Raw genomic sequence first — 21,991 nt, 5'->3', positions numbered from 1 at the left:
GCTGTATGAATGACAAGAAAGATGTTTTAGATCCTGGGCCGTTTTTTCATGGGACGAAAGCAGAATTGAAGATTGGGGACCTGCTTGAACCGTTGCATTTATCCAATTATCAGGATAAACAATCGAACCACATCTATTTCACCGGAACATTAAATGCAGCCAAATGGGGAGCTGAATTAGCCCGGTCTGATTCCAAAGAGAGAATTTATGTTGTAGAACCGACAGGCGAGTTTGAAGATGATCCGAATTTGACGGATCAAAAGTTTCCAGGGAATCCGACCCGTTCTTATCGGTCGACATCTCCTTTGAAAATAGTCGCAGAACTAGGTGCGTGGGAAAGACATTCCGATGAAGAAATCAACCATATGCTGACGTCGTTAAAAAAGTTAAGGGAAGAAGGAAAAAATGTCATATATGATTGATTCGTATGTGAGGAATAGATGAATAAAAGGCCGCCCGATCTCAATTGGGCGGCCTTTAGTGCTATTGAAACAGGACATGCATCAGCTCATCAAATGTCTTTGCATGTGTCAAGGATTGAAGGCGGTCAGGACTGTCTAACAAATCGACAGCTTGTTCAAAAAATTGATTCATGCAGGCAGCGTCATCTTTCTGAATGGCTAATAAGAAAATCAGAGATACTTGATCTCCCTGCCAATCAATCGGCTGTTTCAATCGTGCAATTGCCACGCAGGAGGTGCCTTCATTTGTGATGAGCGGGTGAGGCATTGCAATCCCCTTACCAAGATAGGTCGATGACATTTGCTCCCGCTCCAGCACGGAGGAACGAAAAGAAGATGAAACAAGCTGATGCGCCTCCAGCCGGCTGCAAAGCGTATCTAATACCTCTTCTTTGCTTGAAAGGTTCACATCCAACAAGGTCAATCGTTCTTGGAAAAAAGCCATCAGCTCCTGCGAAGGGGAACCATGTCCGTTTAACAGGTGAATGACCTCACTCACACGCTGGACATCATGGTGTTCAAAAAAAGCATTCACTTGAATGATTGGTTTCCCCTTTGGTGCGAGAGGTACGGTTGTAATAATCACATCACATGGCAAAGTCGTGCTAAAAGCGTAATCCTGATAAGAATAAAGCTCAACAATCTCAAGCTCATGCTGAAAGGCTGCCTTCAATTTAATTTCAAGCAGCCGTGCCGTTCCTAGTCCAGACCCGCATACAATAATGGCCCTCTTTTTTTGCGAGGTGTCAAGATGACTTCTTTCAAATGAAGCAGCAATATGTAAGGCAACATATGCCGCCTCATCTTCATTTGGCGTCCGCACCAGCTGTAAGGCATTGAGTCCGCTGACGGCCAAATCAAACGGATAAGGATAAGAAGTTTTGATCTCATGCAAAAGCGGATTTTGTAAAGACACGCCGTATTGAATTCGATTTAATAATGGCTTCATATGCAGCATCAAATCTTGACGCAGGATATCGTCATCTACAAAACGATGACCGCTTGTTTTTTCAATGTGCTGGAGAAATCGTGTCACCGCCTGACGCACTTCTTCTGTCGTTTGGTGCTCATCGATTTCTTTCCACGTTTGATTCGCTAAGAGATGCATCACCAAGTAATCTGTTTCATCCTCTGATAAGGTGACGTGAAACGTGTCGCTTATTTGATGAGTGATCTTTTGAGCGATTCTTGTTAACACTGGCGGTCTTTGTGTGTGAGTGGTACTGGCGGGTATCCGCTGTTTTTTTTGCGTTTGCTGAATGGCAATCGCTAAGTGAATCACTAAATTCTTTAGGGCAATATCTTTAATGAGCAGTGATTCTTGATATAGATTTGTCAGCACAATGGATCGAATGGTTTCAAGTGAAATGTCAGGAAAATGAAGCTGTTCCCGCTCAGTTATATGAGATAGGGCGGGTTCTTCTTCAAGCAGTAAGTCTGCGTAGCACGTCCTTTTTTGCAATTCGTCTCCGTCTACTTTTAAGCCAAATCCAGGCTTTGAGACAAGGGTCATACCGTAACGGGCTAACAGCTCCCGTCCTTTTTTTAAATCACTGCTGACCGTCATACGGCTGATGAACAATTCTTCTGCTAATTGATCAATTTTTAAGTAGTCTGATTGAAGCAATAATTTTCTCATCATAAATCGTATGCGCTCTTCTGGCATGACGGGTACGAGAGAACGGGCAGGAAGCTTTTGCTGATGAAGCCAAAGCAGGAAAGCGTCTTGGTCACTAGTTAAGAGTGTATACCCTTTCCCGCGGATGGTCTTGATCATGGCTCCAGCTTGCGTTAACAGTTCGTTTGCTTCTTTGATTAAATTGCGGATGGAGCGGTCAGATAAGCGAAAAGAGGCAGTGAGCTCCTCCAACTTCACGAACCCTTTCGTTTCAAATAGCCGCTGAATGAGCTGGTAGGTTCGAGTATCTGCCGTCATCATCATTGCGCTGCTCCTTGTTCTTTTAAGGCATCAGCTCCAAGGGCGATGGCTCCCATTAAACCAGATAATCCGTCAAAGGAAGGCTTTGTGACGATTTCATTTAATGGCTTTGGTAATTGTAAGTAACCATGAAGGCGCTCGTCTGTTTCTTCAAGGATGAGCGGCAGCAAGGCCGGCTGTTTCATGACACCTCCACCAAAAATAATGCGTTCTGGTGACAGGGTGAGTAATAAATTTGCGGTCATTTGCCCGAGATAATAAGCTTGAAGTGACCAGGCAGGGTGTTCCTCTGGCAGCATTTGTGCCAATGTATGATAGCGGCCTTCTATGGCAGGTCCCGATGCTAGTCCCTCTAAACAATCATGGTGGATCGGACAGCAGCCCCCATAGGTGTCATGAGGGTGGCGCTGAACGGTGATATGTCCCATTTCTGGATGAAGCAGTCCGTGAATGAGGCGGTTTTCAATATAGGCACCGCCGCCGATTCCCGTCCCAACCGTGATATAGATCAAGGAATTTGGTCTGTCTGTTTCTGTTGAAAAACGAGCTTCACCGAGCGCCGCACAGTTCACATCCGTATCAAGCTTCATAGGGAGACCGAGTGCTTGTTTTAAGGTTGAGAGTAATGGAAATTGGCGCCAAGCTGTTTTGGGTGTTTCGAGAATCGTTCCATAGCTGGGGCTGTGTTCTTTTACATCGACAGGTCCGAATGCGCCTATGCCAATCGCATCAACTGGATGCTCTGTAAAGTATTCGATCACTTGCCGGCATGTTTCTTCTGGGTTCCCTGTTGCAAAGGAAGTCATATGTTCAATCGTTCCGTCTGTTGTTCCGTAGCCGCAGACAAATTTTGTACCGCCTGCTTCGATGCCTCCAATTCGCATGATCAATGCCCTCCATTAAAGAGAGGCGGAATCCAAATGGATCCCGCCCCTACATGTTCATTTTTTCTTTACAATGTAGGTTTGTACCTGACAAGGTGTGAGCGGTTCAATGTGTAATGATCCATGTTGTGCTTTCAGTATATGTCCTTCAGGTGTTTCGCCTAAATTCGCTGTTTCTCCATGTTGTAGAGATGAACTATTGATTGAAGCGGCTGTTTGACGTGTTAAATATGGATTGAAGAGACGAATGACAATGCCTGTCCCATGCTCTTCTTTTTTCAAAGCGCTTAGAACGGCCCCGTCTGTCTCAATGTCAAGCAGGCTATAAGTAGATTGTAAGTCTTCTTTTTCATCTCGGAAAGAGAAAATTAAACGACCGTTTAAAAAGTCTGCCCGCTCGTAGCACTGAACCGGGGTGGTGTAACGTTTAGCAAGCTGAGCCAAGTGTCCTTCACTCACCGCTTCTTGGCTATAGTGCATGCCAAAGGAGAATGATAGCGATCCTTGAAGCTGGGCATCAGGTGTTTCCACGATTTTTTCTCCAGAAGCCCGGCCGGGACGATAAAGAAGGTTTTCTTTCCCCATTTTTCCGAAACAGCGGAAGAGTGTGTAAGCAATGGTTGTGTAGTCTTCGCCTGTGATTTGGTATTCTCTGACGCAGTCCGTCAAAAGAGAGACACCATATGCTTCATCGCGAAGTGCAACAAATGATTGCATGGGTTCAATGGTAATCGGTTTTTCTTCCCAATGTTCATTGTTCCACCATTCTAGCTCTTGCGTCAGCTCCGTTGGACGTTCGATGGTGCCAAACTGTTGATCGCTGAGTGATACGTTTGACGCAATACCTGTATCAAAGAGCACCCGTAGACGGTGGTCTAGCGCATGGTTGTCCACATTCACATGAAAACGGATGACCGCTTCATCTTTATTTAAAGCCACCTTCGCTGTGATCGGGAGGGAAGTCGTCCCCTTTTGCTCCGAACGTTCCTCTAAATCATATGGGACAGTCAATTGAAGCTTGATGGTGAGCTCTTCCTGTAAACTGCTTTTAGATACGGTGATGTCGGCTGATGAGATATCTTTAGATGATACATAAAGATCCTCACGCGGTGGTGAATAGTTATAAGAATCCCCATCATCTCCGTTGTCTTCAAAGATCATTTGCTCAGAGAACGTTCGTCCGGTCTGCTTATCCGTAATTTCTAATGACCCATTGTCATTTGCTACAATGCGGTAAAACGTATTTTCAATGACACGACCTTCTGTTTTTTCAAAAATGGATTCACTAGATTCATCGAAAACCATGCTTACTTGTGTATAACCAACGGATGGCAAGTCGACTGCTTCAATGAGTAAAACAGCTTTCCATACTTGCTTTGGCATGTACACCTTTTTGCTTGGGTTAAGTGAAATCTGCTGTGCTAAGACATAATCTGTCACATCGGTTTTGCTTTTGACTGTGTAGTGAAGAGTTCGTCCATCAGCATCTTTTAGCGTAAATGGACGTTCTGTGATAAAGGTTTCGACTTCAATGACTTCAGAGCGCTTTGAAGGCAACGTATTAAATAAAGTGAACGTGATTTCTTGCTCGGTTTGCAGCCGGATGGCGATCAGACGCATGTGTAAGTCCGCAAGATTTTCGGCAATTTCTTTTGCCTGTTTATAGCGGAAGAAGACATCTTGATTCGTCGTATCACTATTACAGCCGCCAATGCTATCATGCGCTGCATTTTCAAACATGAGGTACCAAATATCACGTACGGTGTCATGCGGATAATCGTGTCCGAGAGAATAGCTGATTGTAAGGATCGGCTCCATCACATTGACAAGATAGTTTTCAATTTGATTGTTTAAGATTTTCAAATCTGCTCTTGTTGAAAAAATGGACTTATGAATTCGCATATGCTTGGCATGAATGAGCTCTCCTTCTAATGTCTCAAAAGAAGTCCGCTCTTTTTTCACTGCTGCAATGTAGTCTTCTAAACTGCTGATTTGATAGTGGTGCTCGTCTATTTCATTGGCTTTTTCTAATAAGTCAGGCAGGTTTTTACGAATAGGTGCCTGGTCAAAGCCATTTGGGAAATAGACATTCTTTGTCGTGGCTTTTGCTTGAAGCGCCCCGATTTTTTCAGAAAGAAAGGCTTGCAGGTCTTCATCCTTTTCAGGAATATTTCCTCCGTAGTAGTAGCCAAATGGCAGATTCACTGCAAACACTTCACTGCCATCAGCCCCGCGCCAATTAAATTCTGTGTGATTCGTCATATGATCAGAAACGCCGCGCCAAAAGGCTGTGTCGACAATACCAAAGCCTTGATAAATTTGAGGCATTTGTGCAGATTGACCGAAGGAATCAGGGACATAACCGACCTTCATGACATGTCCAAACTGCTGACAGCGCTCAATCCCATATTGCAGGTTTCGTACAATCGATTCCCCAGAAATAACGAGCTGATCCGTTTGTGTATACCACGGACCGATGATGAGGCGTTTTGCTGTGACGAGCTGTTTGATTCGATCCTCATCCTCTGGGCGCCATTTCAAGTAATCATCTAGCAAGGATGCTTGTGCATCGAGCATGAAGTAATGGAATCGTTCATCTGTTTCGAGGGTGTCCAATATGTCCATTACGCTTTTCATTAAGTAGATACGGGAGCGGGAGGTGGTAAAATACCATTCCCGGTCCCAGTGAGTATGTGGAATCACATGTACATTGACAGTCATTGTGTAACGACACCTTTCTTTGTTCAAATTATCCTTCTAGCACAAGGTCAAAATCATCTTCTTCTTTCTGCTTCTGATCATGTTCTGGCTTTTGGGGTTCTTTTTTCTCAGAGAAGTTCACAAGCAAGTTGGCGCCAATTCCAATAACAAGTGCGCCAGTTAGCGCGCCGATTAAATACGCCCACCAGTTTCCTACTGAGAAGAATCCGTATAGTCCGCCAATTGGCGGCATGATATCATGGACACCTAATAAGGCAGCGACTCCGCTTCCAGCAGCACAAGCGACGACATTCAGCGGAATCAATTTCAAAGGATTGACGAGTGTAAAGGGAATGGCTCCTTCTGTAATCCCGATAATCCCCATCACAAGACCGCCTCGTCCGGCTTCTCTAAAGGTAGGAGAGAAGTTGCGTTTTCGAATCAATGTCGCAAGCCCGTATCCAAGCGGAGGAATGACAATCGCGATATTGACGAGAATGGCAGGAAGATAGACACCTGATAGGAAGAGCGCGTTACCAGCCATCCAAGCTGATTTATTCACTGGGCCGCCAAGATCAAAGCCAATCATGGCGCCTAGAATGAGAGCAAGTGCGAGTGTACTTGTTCCATCTGCGACCATGCCTTTGATCCATTCAATTAATGCGGTGTTCAAAGCCCCTAATGGACCGCCCAGCAGAACGGACATGAGAAGTCCGGTTAAGCCAACAGTAATGAGCGGTAAGATGAGCAGAGGGACGAGTCCAGCTGCGGAGCCTTGAATTTGAATTTTTCTTTTCACAAAGAGAGCGACATATCCGGCAAAGAAACCTGCAATGACGGCGCCAATAAAACCAGCATTTGTTGAGCTGGCAAGAGCTCCGCCGATAAAGCCGGCCGCAAGACCAGATTTATCCGCAATCGAATAGGCAATAAAGCCAGCGAGCAGTACGTTCATTAAGCCAATGCCTGTCCAGCCAACCTGTTCCATCAAATAGGCACCATGTAAAATGCCGCCTGCATCTTTATAGGCGTTTAAATCTGACACACCAAAACCTAACCCGACTAGTTTGGCTAAACCAACGATAAGTGAAGCTCCGATGATCACCGGAAGAATATAAGAAATACCGGTCATGAGGTGGCCTTCAATGACTTTTAATTTTGCTTTCATTCTGCTTTGCTCCTTTCTATATGGCATTGCTCTTGTTTATTGGGATTCAGATTTTTTCTTTTCAACCAGCGCAACGGCTTTTGTGATGATTTGCTCGGCATTTTTTAGGGCGCGTCCGATTTCGACACGAACAGTAGGAATACCTGAGAAGCGTTCAGCGTCGTTAATATGCTGATTGGAGGCGATAATGCAAAGGTCTGCCTGCTTGGCTTCCTCTGCTGTAATGCCATTCACCTGTCCCATAATTCCTTGTTGCTCGATTTTAATCTCGTGTCCAAGCTGTTTACCCGCATTCTCTAATGCTTTTGCTGCCATTGGTGTATGAGCTAACCCTGCTGGGCATGAAGTGACACCGACAATTTTCATTGTGTAATCCCCTCTTTCAATTGTTGTTCAATGACTTCGTAATAATAGTCTGCTGTTTGACCAGGTTGAATCTTTTCGATGAAAGCAGGCTCCATTAAACTTGTGGCAATGCCAGACAGTAATTTGAGGTGTGTGACATTGGCCTCTTCTAGTGGAACGAGCAGTGTAAATAAATAGCTTGTTGGCAAATCGTCGAAGCTTCCCCATTCTATGGGTTGTTCAAGTTCTAAAAAGAGAAGTGAAGCCGTTTGAACAGCAGAGCTTTTTGTATGAGGAATCGCAAAACCTTGCTGAAGTCCTGTTGAGACTTCGTCTTCGCGTTTCAACAAATCTGTTAATAACCCTGACTGATCTTTTGTAATGTGAAGGTCTTCAGCTTTCTCGGAAATGTATTGTAAAATCTCATTCTTTGATCGACCGTTTACTTGTGTAAAAACATGATCTTTTTGGAACAAGCTGATCCCTTCTCTCTTGTTTGTTAAGCGCTTACAATTTGATTGTAATGTACTTTTCGACATGGTTAAATAGCATCATTTTCCGTTTGAAATGGCAAAAAGTTTATGAAGCGATCAGACTAGACATCTGAATATCTCAAATCCTAGCTTAAAACGAGTTTAATTATGTCAAAAACAGATTCTACTAAAAGGGATTCTGTGATATTCTTCCAAGGTATTGTAAAAGATAAGGGGGTCTTTTCATGTTTAAAAAGCAGGTCAAATCCTTTGTGGTTGTACTCATGGCTATCATTCTATGTATGGCTGCATTACCTGGGTACGAGGCATCAGCAGTTAGTAAGGGCACAAGTGTCAATGAAGCCATTGGGTTAAAAAATGGTGAAGTCATCTCAGGTACATTACAGAATGAAAAAGAAGAGTCATGGTACCAAATCACGCCATCTGCACAAGATGTGGCAAAACATACACATATGCAAATTGCTGTCAAAAGCAAACAAGTGTTATCTGTATCGGTCTACCCAAGTAAGGATAGAGCGATAAAGGATGACACTTATTCGAGATATCGTGTGGACACAGCAAGTGGAGAGACAGAAATCAACTTCCCGCATGCATGGTCAGGTCCTTACTATGTCAAAGTGCTGTATTTAGGTTCAGAGGAAGACAGCCGTGATGAGGAAGAGGATGCAGCATATACAATCGGGTATAAAGGCGCGAATCTTCCGCCATCTGAACCGATTTTCCCTGAAGAAGAAGAGCCAGGGATCATCATTATTGAGAAAAAGCATGGACGTCAAATTCTTCAATCCATTCGTACGATCGAAGACAAACGATTCAATGAAACAGCCGATGGTCAGAAGCTTACACGTCTGCTACAAAAAACAAAGCCGTTTCTCAAATCTAAACTCATCAACAATCAAAAAAAGCAGCAAACGGTGTACAATCATTTGCTTACATTAAAATCATTGCTGAATGACGTAGAGAAAAATGGTGCATTCAGCGGTCATATCGTCACAGATAAAGAGCAACAGGCGATCCGTTCCCTTTTTGATATGCTCAAAGAGGCAAGTCCAGCCTATCTAAAAAAGGAATTAGAAACAGTGGGACAAAAAGTAGGAATCGATCAGCTTGAAGGAAAATCAATCGGTTATGTATTAGAGAAACAAAAGCTTGTTCCAGAAGAAAAGGTCAACACAAACAAAATCATCTTTAAATTAAAGGATGGACAAACGCTTCAATCCGCAAAAAAGAAGATGAAAGGCTACGGAATTCAAGAAAACCGTGTGACATCTCAGTCAGTAAATCCTTTATTTAAAGGAATGTATGTTTACGATGTACCGGCAGGGAAAGAATCAGCTGGCAAAACGCTTAAAGCAGGCAAAGCTGTGATCAAAAGCACGGCGAGAAAGCTTTCTAGTATGCCGAATGTTGAATTTGCAGAGCCTGTACAAACGTATCGTGCGCTCAGCAATGACGCGCAGTATGGTTACCAGTGGCCGCTGAAAAACAGTGCGCAGAACAGTGGGAAAAAAGGCGCTGATGTGAAGTTTGAACAAATGAATACATTGATTGGCACAAGCAAAATGAAGCAAACGTTAATCGCTGTTGTGGATACAGGTGTCGACAGCCGTTTGTCCGATTTAAGCGGAACGGTTCGCACAGACTTAGGTGCCAATCTGATCGGCCGAAATAAAGATGCAATTGATGACAATGGCCACGGCACCCATGTGGCAGGTATCATTGCAGCAAAAGCCGATAATCATTACTCCATGGCAGGGCTGAATCAACATACAGGAATCATCCCAGTCAAAGTGCTGGATGCGTATGGATATGGAGATACAGAGCATATTGCTCTTGGCATTAAACATGCAGTGGACAAAGGTGCAAAGGTCATCAACATGAGCCTTGGTGGCTACTACAGCAAGGTCATTGAATATGCGATGAACTATGCTGCACAAAAAAATGTATTAGTGGTAGTGGCGAGCGGAAACGATGGCATTCCAGAAATGGGTTATCCTGCGACTTCCAAGTACGCCATGGCAGTTGGTGCAAGCAATCGCATGGATATTGCCGCTGAATTCTCAAGCTATGGGAAAGGATTAAGCATGTCTGCACCAGGGTCTGATATTCCAAGCTTAATGCCTGATGGGAATGTTTCATACCTAAGCGGGACATCAATGGCTACACCGTATGTTGCAGCAGCAGCAGGATTACTGTTTTCCAAAAATCCAACCCTGAAACCAAATCAAGTGAGAAATATTTTACAAAATACAGCGGATGATATTTCATTTAAAGCTGTTGATGGAACAGATGACGTTTTCTATGATGAAAATGACGAGCCTGTTGTCGATCCGAAAATTCCGGGTATCGATTGGATGACAGGACATGGCAGACTCAATGCTTTTGCCGCGTTAAGTGCTGTTGAATTAAACGCATCAGTTAACAAAGTAGAAGATCAGCATCAAAAGGTGACAGGAAAGGCGAAAGCCGGCGCTGCCATTTCTGTGTATAGAGGCAAAACCCTGCTTGGAAAAGGCACGGCAAGCAAAAAGGGAACCTTTAGTGTGAAGATCAAGCATCAAAACAAAAATAAAGTGCTTCACATCAAGATATCAAAAGGGAAGGCTGCGACTTCGCTCAAAACGGTCGTGAAAAAGGGCAAAGCACCAGCTAAGCCAAAGGTGAATCGAGTAACAGTGAAAAGTAAAACGGTCAAAGGAACTGCGGGTGCAGGCTTGACAATCAAGGTGAAGAACAAATCAAAGAAAGTCATTCAAACGGTCAAAACCAATAGCAAAGGCGCATTTACGGCTAAAATCAAGCCGCAAAAAGCCAAAACCGTCTTGTATGTGACGGCTTCAGATGTGAGAAAAAGAGAAAGTAAAGCAGTGAAAGTTGTTGTGAAAAAATAGTCTTGCAGCTTCCCTTTTGAATAAAAAGGGAAGTTTATGTTTTTTGCTGGAAAAATGACAATAACTGTCGATAGTAATATAGTAGGAAAAAAAAGGAGGATTTATCGATGAAAAAAATCATGTTTGCTTTCTTTCTATCATTGCTTCTCGTTTTCCCAAGCTTTGCACATGCAGAGGAAACAGGAGCAGTACCAGCATCCGTACAAGTAACAGGCGTCACAGCAGCAGACGGTGGTATGGTCAATTACGGTTCTGGCAGTAAATATCGTGTAGGTTCATATTATCCAGCTACTTTTAAAGGAACATTAAAGGACACAAGTGGTCAACTCATGGCGAATCAGCCAATTCAGCTTTATTTTGAAGCAGCAATCAAATCATATGCTCAAACAGCGACAGGCACAACAGACGAGAATGGACAATTTTCACTAACGATTCAAGTTCCTGCAGGTGCAGGCTACCGTACATACAATAATGCAGGCTGGTCTACACATTACTACGATATCGTTCCAGTGACTTTCACTTCAAACGACATCACGCTATCTTCAAATGTGACAAGTGTGTACCATTTGGCATATACATCACGTTACTAATCTGCTAGAAGAGGCGACTTGGCGCAAGCCTTGTCGTTTTCATAGAAAAAAAGGATGTCAGCTAGTGACATCCTTTTCTTTTTGTTAGCAAACCTGCTGGGCGGCAACCGAAAGAGTCGATAAACAAACACTCATGAGCCGTTTCTCCCAGATTCGATCGAGCATTGAGCTTTTCATCTTGAGCTTTGATGGATAAGAACTTTGAATACTTGAGCTTTCAGCTTTGAACGTTCAGCTTTGAGCTTTTATCATGGATCATCCTAAGATGATCATCAGATGAGGAGGGAATGACCTTTCCCTCGGAGGTGTTTAGTCCTATCGATTTTCGGCTCACTAACAAAATCGACTAGTCGATCTGTATTTTTGTCAAGGTATTGCTTTCTGACAAGGAGAAATCCACTTCCATTTGGAAATCTTCAATCTCTTTCGAAAGCTGTTCAATCTTCACTCGGAGACGAAGAGGGTCAATGATCGCCGCCTCATTTTCAGCTAGGAATGACTTGACGATCTCTTGGTTGGCAGCGGCTTGTGTTTTCCCGTCTTTTCCAAATAGTGTTTCTAAATGCTGATCCAGTCTCTTTTTCACATCTTCATTGATTTGTTCTGACCGGTCAACCAGCTCTGTGTAGACCTTTTTTAATTTTCGTAAATAACGAATATCGTAATCTATGGATGTCTTGCGTTCAATGGCTTCTGCTACGGTCATGCTAACACCCGCCACCTCAATCGTTGTCGTAGCATTCGACACAACGATGGCTGATTTAATGGCATTTCGGCGTTTGATTAATGCTTGAATCGATTGGTCATCTGCTTTTGCCTTTTTTTCTACTTCTTCTTGATTTTGAAATCCGTTCTGTATATGTTTCCCGATGACCAAACCACCGAGTACAGCTTCATCAATCGTTCGGTTGATTCTTTTATCTAACATTTTCAGTTCACTTAATGCTCTTGTAATGGTCATTTCCATATTAAAAACAGCTCCCTTGATTCGTCCTGAAAATCATAGATTCCTATCATATACCAAAATGTCTTTGTTTTGCTAGTGATATCCTTTTTTGGGACAAACAAAAAACCTGGTGCTATACACCAGGGTTTTCTCGTTTTTTCTGAATCCATGTTGTCACGTAATAGGCAGCATAGCAGAGTGCGATAAAAGGGATACCGCAGATAAGAGCAATACGCTGATTTGGATCGAAAGCAATGCCGATCACAGATGCAAGGCATAGGAGGAAGGCAGCAATCGGAACCACCGGATAGAGCGGGGTTCGGAAAGATAAATCATGAAGCTGTCCGCCATCCTGTAAGAATTTTTTGCGAAACATGAACTGTGAAGCTGCAATTCCCATCCATACAACAACAACGGCGAGTCCAGAGATTGAAACAAGAACCAGATACACCGTTTCAGGTGCGATGACACTCGACAGCAAAGAGAGAATGCCCCCAATCATACTCAAAATGAGTGCATTCAAAGGAATTCCCTTTGACGTCAATTTTGCCAGCTTTTTAGGTAATGTTCGTTCTTCAGAAAGGGACCATAGCATGCGAGATGAGGCGTATAGCCCTGAGTTTGCAGCAGATAAAATCGCTGTCAGAATGACAAAATTCATGAAATCTGCCGCATACGGAATACCGATGCGATCAAATACCACAACGAAAGGACTTTTGATCACCCCGGCTTCTTCTACTGGAATTAAGCCGGCTAAGACCACGATCGTTCCGACGAAAAACAGGACAAGGCGCAGCACAGTCGTGCGAATCGCCCGGGGAATGGTCTCATCTGGATTGACGCTTTCGCCCGCAGCAATCCCGATCAGCTCAGTACCCGAAAAAGCAAAATTAACAGCCAGCATGGTCATTAAAATCGGTAAAAAGCCGTTTGGGAAGAGACCCCCATCTCCAGTGAAGTTAGAGAAGAACGGAGCGGCCTCACCGCCTTTTAGTGGAATCAATCCAAACATCGCCGCTCCGCCAAGAATAATAAAGAGAATAATAGCCATGACTTTAATGCTAGAAAACCAAAATTCCGATTCTGCAAAAAACTTAACTGTAAAAGCATTGAGTAAAAAGATGAGAAGCGCAAAAACACCGCTCCACATCCAAACCGATGTGTCCGGGAACCAGCGCTGCATTAAAAGACCTGCCGCTGTAAATTCTGAACCAAGTGCCACGGTCCATGTCAGCCAATAAAGCCAAGCCACTGTATAGCCAGTGCCGGGCCCAATGTATTTTGTTGCATATGTGTGAAAAGCGCCTGTAACCGGCATTGCGACAGACAGTTCACCTAAACAGAGCATCACGAGGTACACAATTAATGCCCCAACCAGATAAGCCAAAATCGTTCCCGCAGGTCCGGCCTGATTGATCGTATATCCTGAGCTTAAAAAGAGTCCTGTGCCAATCACACCGCCTAAAGAAAGCATGAACAGGTGACGGCTTGTCATTTTTCGTTGATATTGTTGTGACTGATCTTTTTCTTGTTCCATGTCTTCCCGCCCTTTTGCTTATAAGTATGTGTGTTGAGTCATGATGCTACGATGTTGCTTGTTTTAAGATATCTGTAATATCTTCTGGTGTCGTCCGGCAGCAGCCGCCGATGATTTGTGCACCGTCTTTATACCATTGCTGCGCACATTCACCAAATGTATGGTGAGACGTATCTCCGCTCCAAACTTTTTCTTCAGGATCATATAATTCCCCTGAGTTCGGATACACGACAATCGGTTTGCTCGTCCCTTTTTTCATCTCCTGAATAAGAGAAGACATATATTGCGGCGGTGTACAGTTTACGCCAACAGCAGCGATCTGCTCATATGGCTCGAGCGCTTGTACACAGTCTCTCAGCAGATCCCCTTCACTAATGTGCTTGCCATCCTTTGCGCTAAACGTGATCCACGCATACACACCGCTGAATTCGTCCTCCAGCAGTTTAGCGATGGCGATTGCTTCAATGAGACAAGGGATGGTTTCACAAGCGAGAATATCTGCACCAGCCTCTACTAAAGCTTGAATTCTTGGTCTGTGAAAATCAATGAGTGCCTGCTCCGTGAGACCGTAATTTCCCTTATATTCTGAACCATCAGACAAATAAGCGCCGAAAGGCCCCACAGATCCAGCGACAAATGGTTTTGTCCGCTCTTTACGTTGTGTCTCATCCTGCCAAAACTGCTCACATGCTTCTTTTGCTAAAATGACAGATCGTTTCATTAATTCGATGGCTTCTTCTTTTGTATAGCCTTTTTCAGCAAAGCCATCAATTGTCGTTTGGTAGCTGGCTGTTGTTGCACAGTCAGCACCTGCTTGGAAGTAGTCCAAGTGTACTTGCTGAATCAATTCTGGCTGTTCAATGAGGATTTTGGCTGACCATAAACTGTCGTTTAAATCACAGCCCTTTCGTTCAAGCTCCGTTGCAAGTGCACCATCTAAAATCAATGGTGTGTGAGCCTGTAAACGGCTTTGAATAGGATTCATATAAATCAAACAGCCTCCTTTGTCGATCGGAAATAATGGATATGATATGAGGCAGTAGTTTAAATGACTAAAGTGTTTTTGTCAAGGAGAGGAATAAGCATCATATGACGGAAAAACCCTGAAAACATGCGGGTTTGAGTGCATAAACATACAGTTGAAATAATAGAAAACCAAGTCATTGACAGCCTCTAAAAAGAGATATATATTATGGAAAGGTTCATTTCAGAAAGCTTCATCAAAAGGCGCCGTCTTTTGATTTTTATTTTGTCCAACGACTGTCTTCTTTCGTGCAGAAAGAGGGTTTTTTATATGCTTAAAAAAGGAGGAAAGAAGAAATTGAAAAAATGTGTAAAAGATATTGCAATGATTCTAGTTGGTTCTTTTTTATTTGCTGCAGCTGTGAACATGTTTGTCATTCCACTTGAGTTTGGTGAAGGCGGCGTAACGGGGCTGTCCATCATTTTCTACTATATGTTTGAGATTGCGCCGTGGCTGACAAACCTTGTGTTGAATGCGATTTTATTACTTGTGGGGTATAAATACTTGGACAAGAAGACCACGATCTACACAGTAGTAGCTGTCGCAAGTAACTCTCTATTTTTACATTTGACCACTACATGGGTGGTGAATGTCCATGAATTGATCATTGGTTCTATTTTCGCTGGGATCATCATTGGGATTGGCATTGGTCTTGTTTTAAGAGCGGGCGGTACAACAGCGGGATCTGCCATTCTTGGGCGAATTGCGAATAAGTATCTAGACTGGAACGTGAGCTACGCCATCTTGTTCTTTGATCTGATCGTTGTTTTTGCTTCTTACTTTATTATTGGTGCGGAAAAATTAATGTTTACGATTGTGATGCTGTATGTGGCGACTAAGGTGATGGACTTCGTCATAGAAGGGCTTAACACGAAAAAAGCAGTGACGATCATTTCTTCATGCAAAGATGATATTGCAGAAGAAATCAATCACACCTTGGATCGAGGCGTGACCATTTTAAACGGTCGCGGTCATTATTCAAAGGAATCGAAGGAAATTCTCTATGCGGTCATTCAAAAACAGGAGCTTATGCGTTTAAAGAAAATCATTAAGAAAATTGATCGAGACGCATTCGTTGTTGTCCATGACGTGCGTGATGTGTTTGGAGAAGGATTTGTGAATATATAAAAACGAAAAGACCCAAAAGGGTCTTTTTTTATATTTGATACCTCTTGTCACATCATACTATGTATTGTATAGTATAAAAAGTTAGGAGTTGTAAACATGAATGCACAACTAAAAAAAGGATTACTGGAATTCTGTGTATTGGCGGTATTAAAGAAAGGCGATTCCTATGGTTATCAAATGATTAAAGATATGTCCCATTGTATTGAGATTTCAGAATCGACATTATATCCGATATTAAAGCGGTTAGAGCAAAACAATTATGTGGAGACCTATTCACAGGAACATAACAGTCGATTAAGAAAATACTACCGGATGACAAAGAACGGACGGGAGCATATCGCGCAATTTTTAGCGGAATGGGATCAAGTGATGGCGATTTACGACTTTATTTCTGGAGGACAGAGCAATGAATAAAAAAGAATTTTTAGCCAGCTTGGAGAAGCACCTGCATCGTCTAGGCGAAAAAGAAAGTGATCGGTTCATCGAGTATTACGATGAAATGATCGAGGATTATCAGGAAGATGGCTACAGTGAACAGGAAGCAGTTCATCAAGTCGGTCAGCCAGCCATCATCGCTGAAGGGATTTTGAAGGAACAAGGAATCAAAACCATTCAGGTGCCGACGTTTGGAGAAAAAGCCACAAGACTCTCCATCCTCATTTTAGGCTTTCCGTTATGGGGCAGCATTCTAGCAACAGTCTTCCTGTTGATTCTTTCTGTGTATATGGTGATTTGGTGCATTCCACTCGTGACAGGTACAATGACGCTAGTTGGTCTGCTCGGCGGTTTTTGGAGCATCATTGGTTCTCCGTTTATTTTTCAAGACGGTTTGCATGTGGTGGTGACGCAGATCGGAGTTGGGATTCTTCTATTAGGTGTCGGATTATTAAGCGGCATAGCCACGGCGTATTTGACAAAGCTATTTGTGCAAGGGACTGTTCAATCCACTAAGGCATTCATGGGAATGTTTAAAAAGAAGGTCGTGAGAGTATGAACGTGAATGATTTAAAAAAGCAATGCATCAAATGGGGGATCATCTTCACCGTTGCCGGAGGAATTATCATGACAATTGGTTTTGGACTTTCAGGCTTTGACCTAGATGCATATCAAAATATTGACCAGTACAATGTGTTCCGCACGATCAATTGGAGCAAGCCATAAATGAAAGACCCGCTTATGCGGGTCTTTTTTTCGCTCTGGCAACAAAGAAAAAATAACAGCAAAGTGCGCCAAGGTCACAGAGCATAATAATCAGCCCCATGGGAAAGGCAGTCTGGCTTCCAGCTAAGCCGACAAGGGGTGTCATGCATGCGCCAAGAAGCATCTGTGCCACACCGATGAGGGCAGCGGCACTTCCAGCATGTGCGCCGTGATGCTGCATCGCAAGAGACGGTGCAGACGTGCCGACAATCCCAACGCTTGAGACCACAAAAAAGAGCGGAATGAGGATGCCATAAAGTCCTGCATCAATAGAGATCATCACACACAAGGTGACGCCTCCTAAAGCAGCTGTCAGCAGCCCAATGCGAAGGACTTTCTCCTCACCAATTTTCGCAGCAACGCGGGCAAATACTTGTCCAGCTGTGATGATGCCAAGACTATTCACCGCAAAGGCAGCACTGAAGCCTTGCGGAGAAAGGTTGAAAATCTCCTGCAATACAAACGGTGATCCAGAGATATACGCAAACATGGCGGCGAAGACAAGTCCTTGTGAGAGAGCATATCCGACAAAGAGTCGATCGCTCGCTAGAATTTTCATCGCACCTAGGATTTGTTTGAAGCCCCCAGTCTGTCTGCGTTCCACAGGTAAGCTTTCTTTCAATGAAAACATCGATCTTAGGAGCATGAGCGCCCCGAGGATTCCTAGCAGAACAAACACACCCTGCCACGTCGTGAACCGTAACATTTGTCCGCCCACGATCGGGGCCGCTGCTGGAGCCACTCCGTTGACTAACATGAGCAAAGCAAAGAATTTCGTCATTTCTGAGCCTTCATAATGATCTCGCACGATGGCTCGTGCAATGACAATGCCTGCTGATCCAGCAAGGCCTTGAATCAGCCTTAAAAGAATGAATGTCAAAATTGATGTGACCACTGTACATAAAAGAGAGGCCGCAATAAAAATGATTAATCCAACCATCAGCGGCTTTCTTCTGCCAACTGTATCACTGATTGGACCTGCAATGAGCTGTCCAAGCGCAAGTCCAATTAAACAAGCCATGAGACTTAACTGAGACAGCGCCGTGCTTGCTTCAAAGTCACGGGCGATATTAGGTAAAGCAGGTAAATACATATCCATTGCCAGCGGTGCAAGGGCTGTTAAAGAGCCAAGAAGCGCGGCAAGGAGGAATCGATTTTTTTTCGATTCTTGGGGATAAGATAAAGAATTCATATGATGCCACTCCTCGTATATGTCCTCAAATCAGCATAATGAATCAAGCTTTCCATTTCAATCAAAATTTTCAAAGAAAATTTCGTGCAAAATAATTGATCTTTAAAAGGAGACTCTTTACATTGAATGAGTAGAGAAAAGAATCAGATCATCGGCATGCAGTGATTGCATGATACGTATATCCATTCATAGACAAACAGGAGGTGCTGGCATGGAGCAGCAAGAGTTGATCATTCGTCAAGCGGTGAGTGAAGATCATGAGGCGATCACACATGTGCTGATCAAATCATACGCACAGTATGAGCCTCAATTTACAGAGGAAGGCTGGCAAAATTATTCTGCAGCCCTGCGAGCGGCTGTAGATAACCCAAACATGGAGTTGATGCTTGTGGCCGAGCTTGAGGGCAAGGTCGTGGGGACCCTTCAAATGTTCCGATCATCAGAACAGGCATATGACAAGCCGGAGATGGGCATTACTTCAGCGATTGTCCGGTTTTTAGGGGTAGATCCTGATGTGAGAGGAAAAGGTATTGCAGAGTCCTTGTTGCGTAAAAGTATAGAACTGACGCAATCGTGGGGCGAGAACGTCCTGTATCTTCATACATCGGATAAAATGCAGGCCGCCATTCGTTTATATGAAAGAATGGGCTTTGAACGGGCACTTGATAAAGAATTTGTGAATCAAAATGGGACGCATGTGAAGAGCTATCAGTATGTGATCAAAAAAGAACAGCCGGCTGGCTCATAATATACATCGAATAAGAAGAGGAAGAGTATGTCCTGCATGGACGGGACTCTTCCTTTTTCTCATGACACCCATACGTTCAGTGCCATATATGAAAAGCACCAAGAGATTAACCCGAACATGACAAAGAATTTCAACACATGTTCATAAGGGGTTAGCTTTCGATCTCTTTTCGTTTTCACAAGCCGCCAGTAAAGGGCATAACCACAAAAAACCAAGATGATTTGTCCGAGTTCTGCTACGGTTTCGATGATTGTGATTCCGTTCATTTGTTTTCACCTCACCATATGTCTTCCATAGGCAGCAGCAGTGAACCTTTATTTCTTCAAAAGAAAGCAGTGTATACTAGAATAAGAAGTAGATGCAGAAGGGGTTGTGACCGATTGTTTCCGCTATATGCAAATTCTTGGGATGACGTCATTGAGAGAAAAATCAAATACGATGATCAGGTTGTGGAACATACGTGTCAGCTGTTAGACGCACAGGAGCAGCAAGTCGTGTTGTTTCATAAAATTCAAGAACCATTTACAATGGTTGCTGGTGATGGCACTGTCACGATTCCAAAAGGGAGTTATACGACCGCCTATTATTGGACGGACCGACCTTACAATGTCTATTTTTGGCGGGATGATCAAGGCAATGAACTTGGCTCTTATTTGAATATCGTCAGACATACATGGTTTGAAGAACGAGCGGTTGTTTTTGAAGATTTGTTGATTGATCTACTCGTTCTTCCGAATGGTGATTTCTTTGTTTTGGATGAAGATGAACTGCCGGAGAGTTTAGCTTCCTTTGAACACGGCTCGGTTCATCGAGCACTCCGTGATGTCATCCATTCGTTAGCGCACATCCTCGATCAAGTGAGGCTGGATGCGAAAGGGAAATATCATCACACCCTGTTTCAGAAGATGTTGAAATAGAAAAAACGATTCCTTGCTGAAAGGAATCGTTTTTTTATCAAACCTTGATCCGGTTGATTCGTTTTTGTAAATCAGTTTTTGTTTTAGATGCTTTTAGTTGTTTGACCGCACTTTGAGCGGTTGCTTTTGTTTTCTTTGTTCGTTTGGCTTCCGCTTTTTTTACTTTTTGTTTGGCATCTGTCACTTTCTTTTGATAGGCGACTTGTTTTTTGACTTTGTCGAGCCGGTTTTGCAGGCTTGTTTTTTCTTTGCCTTTGGATAGCTTTTTAATAGCCGTTTGGGCACTTTTAATCGAGCCTTGGGTTTTACTTTTTTCAGCTGATTTGACCTTCGCTCGTGCGTCACGAATATCAATGGCTGTTTGGACTTTTTTGACTCGGTCAGTGAGTGCGGTTTTTTGCTTGCTGGCAGTTAGTCTGCCAATTTTCGTTTTGGCTTGATCAACATCTGTCTGTTTTTTAGATGTTTCGGCTGTCTTGACTGCGCTTGTCGCAGCCTTTAAAAAGGTTGACTGCGGCACATATTGCACGCGGCCATAGCCGAATTGTGGATCTTTTCCTTTTGCGCCAAGATCCACTGTATAGCTGCGCAATAAAGTGCGGAGCTGAACATTTGTTTTCTTAGGATGTAGCTGTTTTAAGAGCGCCAGCATCCCTGTGACATGCGGTGCCGCTTGTGATGTACCCGTGGCATACCAATATTCATTTTTCAAATAGGTACTGATGACGTTCTCGCCGGGAGCGGAAAATTCAATTCCTTTCCCCGTATTAGAGATGGAGGCGAGTTTGTCTTTGTCTGTCGTTGCGGAAACAGCAATGACGCTATTGTATGCGGCAGGATAACTAATCCCATTCTTCTTTCCATCATTTCCACTTGCAGCAACGACCAGCAGTCCTTTTTTGTATGCTTCATCAACTGCTGAACGTAAAATCGGAATGTTATCTTCAAAAGCTAGACTTAGGTTGATGATGTCCATCTTATTGCTAATCGCCCAATCAATGCCTCGGAGCAGACTGTATAAGTCGCCCTCTCCTTTTTTATCTAATACTTTTACAGAATACAGCTTCACACCAGAAGCGACGCCGACCGTACCGTAATCATTATTGAGCGCCCCAATTGTACCGGCGACATGTGTTCCATGTCCTTCATCATCTTTGTAAGAAGACGTGTAATCGACGAATGATTTACCGCCGGCTACCTTTAAATCTTCATGTGGGAAAATACCAGTATCGAGAACGGCTACTTTCACATTTTTCCCTGTCACACCTTCTTTGATTGCTTGCTTTACATTGAGCTTCTGCAAGTTATAAGATTTTTGTACCAAAGCATCCTGGCCAGTAGCAGCAGCCGTTTTTTTCATGGTAGCAGCAGCGAGTTTGACCCTAACGTTTTTTGAAACATAAGCGATGTTTGGGTCTTTTTTAAGTGAGGTGACAGCTTGCTCATCTGCTGTCACTGCTACAGCTGGAAGATGTATGTATTGAGCGTTCACTTTTTCACTTTCTTGAATAGCCGTCTGTTTTCCTTTTTGATTTTTATAGACGATGATGACATCTGTTTCTTTTGGTGGTGCAGCTGCCTGCGAATGGAAGGGCAAAGCAGTTGTCAAAGCAAGAAGAAACGCGATGACCACGACGATTTTCTTTTTCAAGGCAATGGCTCCTTGCATATGAGGTGACCTCCGTCTTTTTTTCTTTATTATATCGGAGAAATAAGATGGATGGTTAGAAGAATCATAGTCTGGAAAGAAAGTTTTTTTCACACGTATCCCGAAATTGAATTTCATAGAATTCTAGTAGACAATAGAGAGATCATAATATGAGAAAG

The 21,991-nt window shown here is 43.4% G+C and carries 21 protein-coding genes; 9 read left to right on the top strand and 12 right to left on the bottom strand.

Annotated features, from left to right (window positions below; all coding sequences use genetic code 11):
• The first annotated feature begins 5 nt into the window (after positions 1-5).
• Entirely contained in the window at positions 6-422 is a 417-nt protein-coding gene (gene arr, locus ES896_RS14260) for an NAD(+)--rifampin ADP-ribosyltransferase (protein WP_007498448.1), read from the top strand.
• Positions 423-483: 61 nt separating this feature from the next.
• Here arr and ES896_RS14255 read toward each other — a convergent pair whose 3' ends face one another.
• The 6 genes from ES896_RS14255 to ES896_RS14230 are packed head-to-tail and all read right to left on the bottom strand — an operon-like array spanning position 484 to position 7,973.
• The gene (locus ES896_RS14255) at positions 484-2,403 is read right to left on the bottom strand and encodes a BglG family transcription antiterminator (RefSeq protein WP_135226925.1); all 1,920 of its coding nucleotides are present in this window, start codon (positions 2,401-2,403) and stop codon (positions 484-486) included.
• The gene (locus ES896_RS14250) at positions 2,400-3,284 is read right to left on the bottom strand and encodes an ROK family protein (protein WP_073415799.1); all 885 of its coding nucleotides are present in this window, start codon (positions 3,282-3,284) and stop codon (positions 2,400-2,402) included. The genes ES896_RS14255 and ES896_RS14250 overlap by 4 nt, the downstream gene beginning before the upstream one ends.
• Before the next feature lie 57 nt (positions 3,285-3,341).
• A complete protein-coding gene (mngB, locus tag ES896_RS14245; protein WP_135226924.1) occupies positions 3,342-6,005 on the bottom strand; it encodes a mannosylglycerate hydrolase in 2,664 nt (887 codons plus the stop codon).
• Between the two features lie 28 nt (positions 6,006-6,033).
• Complete coding sequence (locus ES896_RS14240) at positions 6,034-7,152, bottom strand: PTS fructose transporter subunit IIC (protein WP_017358746.1); 1,119 nt, start codon at positions 7,150-7,152, stop codon at positions 6,034-6,036.
• Positions 7,153-7,188: 36 nt separating this feature from the next.
• Positions 7,189-7,518: a PTS fructose transporter subunit IIB gene (locus ES896_RS14235; protein WP_007498438.1), complete on the bottom strand. Its 330-nt coding sequence runs from the start codon at positions 7,516-7,518 to the stop codon at positions 7,189-7,191.
• Positions 7,515-7,973 carry a PTS sugar transporter subunit IIA gene (locus ES896_RS14230; RefSeq protein ID WP_046526614.1) on the bottom strand — a complete coding sequence of 153 codons (459 nt, stop codon included), beginning with the start codon at positions 7,971-7,973 and terminating at the stop codon, positions 7,515-7,517. Before ES896_RS14230 ends, ES896_RS14235 begins: the two co-directional genes overlap by 4 nt.
• Before the next feature lie 242 nt (positions 7,974-8,215).
• Here ES896_RS14230 and ES896_RS14225 point away from each other — a divergent pair, with 242 nt between their 5' ends.
• Positions 8,216-10,882: a S8 family peptidase gene (locus ES896_RS14225; RefSeq protein WP_135226923.1), complete on the top strand. Its 2,667-nt coding sequence runs from the start codon at positions 8,216-8,218 to the stop codon at positions 10,880-10,882.
• A 107-nt stretch (positions 10,883-10,989) separates the two neighbouring features.
• On the top strand, positions 10,990-11,472 hold the full coding sequence (locus ES896_RS14220; protein WP_007498435.1) for a DUF2059 domain-containing protein: 483 nt from the start codon (positions 10,990-10,992) through the stop codon (positions 11,470-11,472).
• 346 nt (positions 11,473-11,818) lie between these two features.
• On the opposite strand, the gene ES896_RS14215 is transcribed toward ES896_RS14220, so the two are convergent.
• The 3 genes from ES896_RS14215 to mmuM all read right to left on the bottom strand — a co-directional run bounded on the left by ES896_RS14215 (position 11,819) and on the right by mmuM (position 14,940).
• A complete protein-coding gene (locus ES896_RS14215) occupies positions 11,819-12,439 on the bottom strand; it encodes a hypothetical protein (RefSeq protein ID WP_017360397.1) in 621 nt (206 codons plus the stop codon).
• Between the two features lie 112 nt (positions 12,440-12,551).
• Positions 12,552-13,955, bottom strand: coding sequence for an S-methylmethionine permease (gene mmuP / locus ES896_RS14210; protein WP_073415794.1), 1,404 nt, complete (start codon positions 13,953-13,955; stop codon positions 12,552-12,554).
• A gap of 46 nt (positions 13,956-14,001) precedes the next feature.
• Positions 14,002-14,940, bottom strand: coding sequence for a homocysteine S-methyltransferase (mmuM, locus tag ES896_RS14205; RefSeq protein ID WP_017366533.1), 939 nt, complete (start codon positions 14,938-14,940; stop codon positions 14,002-14,004).
• Between the two features lie 336 nt (positions 14,941-15,276).
• Here mmuM and ES896_RS14200 point away from each other — a divergent pair, with 336 nt between their 5' ends.
• The 4 genes from ES896_RS14200 (at position 15,277) to ES896_RS20155 (ending at position 17,268) form a co-directional block, all read left to right on the top strand.
• A complete protein-coding gene (locus tag ES896_RS14200) occupies positions 15,277-16,107 on the top strand; it encodes a YitT family protein (protein ID WP_025206673.1) in 831 nt (276 codons plus the stop codon).
• Positions 16,108-16,203: 96 nt separating this feature from the next.
• Positions 16,204-16,521: a PadR family transcriptional regulator gene (locus ES896_RS14195; RefSeq protein WP_025206674.1), complete on the top strand. Its 318-nt coding sequence runs from the start codon at positions 16,204-16,206 to the stop codon at positions 16,519-16,521.
• Positions 16,514-17,101: a DUF1700 domain-containing protein gene (locus tag ES896_RS14190; protein WP_135226922.1), complete on the top strand. Its 588-nt coding sequence runs from the start codon at positions 16,514-16,516 to the stop codon at positions 17,099-17,101. Before ES896_RS14195 ends, ES896_RS14190 begins: the two co-directional genes overlap by 8 nt.
• Positions 17,098-17,268 (top strand): hypothetical protein, encoded by a 171-nt coding sequence (locus tag ES896_RS20155; protein ID WP_164071265.1) that lies wholly within the window; start codon positions 17,098-17,100, stop codon positions 17,266-17,268. The genes ES896_RS14190 and ES896_RS20155 overlap by 4 nt, the downstream gene beginning before the upstream one ends.
• Before the next feature lie 13 nt (positions 17,269-17,281).
• Here the strand turns inward: ES896_RS20155 and ES896_RS14185 are convergent, their stop codons facing one another.
• Positions 17,282-18,499, bottom strand: a complete 1,218-nt coding sequence (locus ES896_RS14185; RefSeq protein ID WP_135226921.1) for a multidrug effflux MFS transporter — start codon at positions 18,497-18,499, stop codon at positions 17,282-17,284.
• A 211-nt stretch (positions 18,500-18,710) separates the two neighbouring features.
• Between ES896_RS14185 and ES896_RS14180 the strand changes: the two genes are divergently transcribed.
• The gene (locus tag ES896_RS14180) at positions 18,711-19,247 is read left to right on the top strand and encodes a GNAT family N-acetyltransferase (protein WP_008342165.1); all 537 of its coding nucleotides are present in this window, start codon (positions 18,711-18,713) and stop codon (positions 19,245-19,247) included.
• Positions 19,248-19,306: 59 nt separating this feature from the next.
• On the opposite strand, the gene ES896_RS14175 is transcribed toward ES896_RS14180, so the two are convergent.
• Complete coding sequence (locus ES896_RS14175) at positions 19,307-19,513, bottom strand: hypothetical protein (protein ID WP_008342164.1); 207 nt, start codon at positions 19,511-19,513, stop codon at positions 19,307-19,309.
• Between the two features lie 114 nt (positions 19,514-19,627).
• Here ES896_RS14175 and ES896_RS14170 point away from each other — a divergent pair, with 114 nt between their 5' ends.
• Positions 19,628-20,164, top strand: coding sequence for a ribonuclease FAU-1 family protein (locus tag ES896_RS14170; RefSeq protein WP_135226920.1), 537 nt, complete (start codon positions 19,628-19,630; stop codon positions 20,162-20,164).
• Positions 20,165-20,201: 37 nt separating this feature from the next.
• On the opposite strand, the gene ES896_RS14165 is transcribed toward ES896_RS14170, so the two are convergent.
• Complete coding sequence (locus ES896_RS14165) at positions 20,202-21,833, bottom strand: S8 family peptidase (protein WP_135226919.1); 1,632 nt, start codon at positions 21,831-21,833, stop codon at positions 20,202-20,204.
• Positions 21,834-21,991: the final 158 nt, after the last annotated feature.

Source organism: Bacillus sp. 005/A4HT-01/001, from assembly GCF_004634445.1.
Lineage (GTDB): Bacteria > Bacillota > Bacilli > Bacillales > Bacillaceae > Bacillus > Bacillus altitudinis.
The sequence above is the reverse complement of the archived record's forward strand: the minus strand, read 5'-3'. Positions and strand labels throughout refer to the sequence as shown.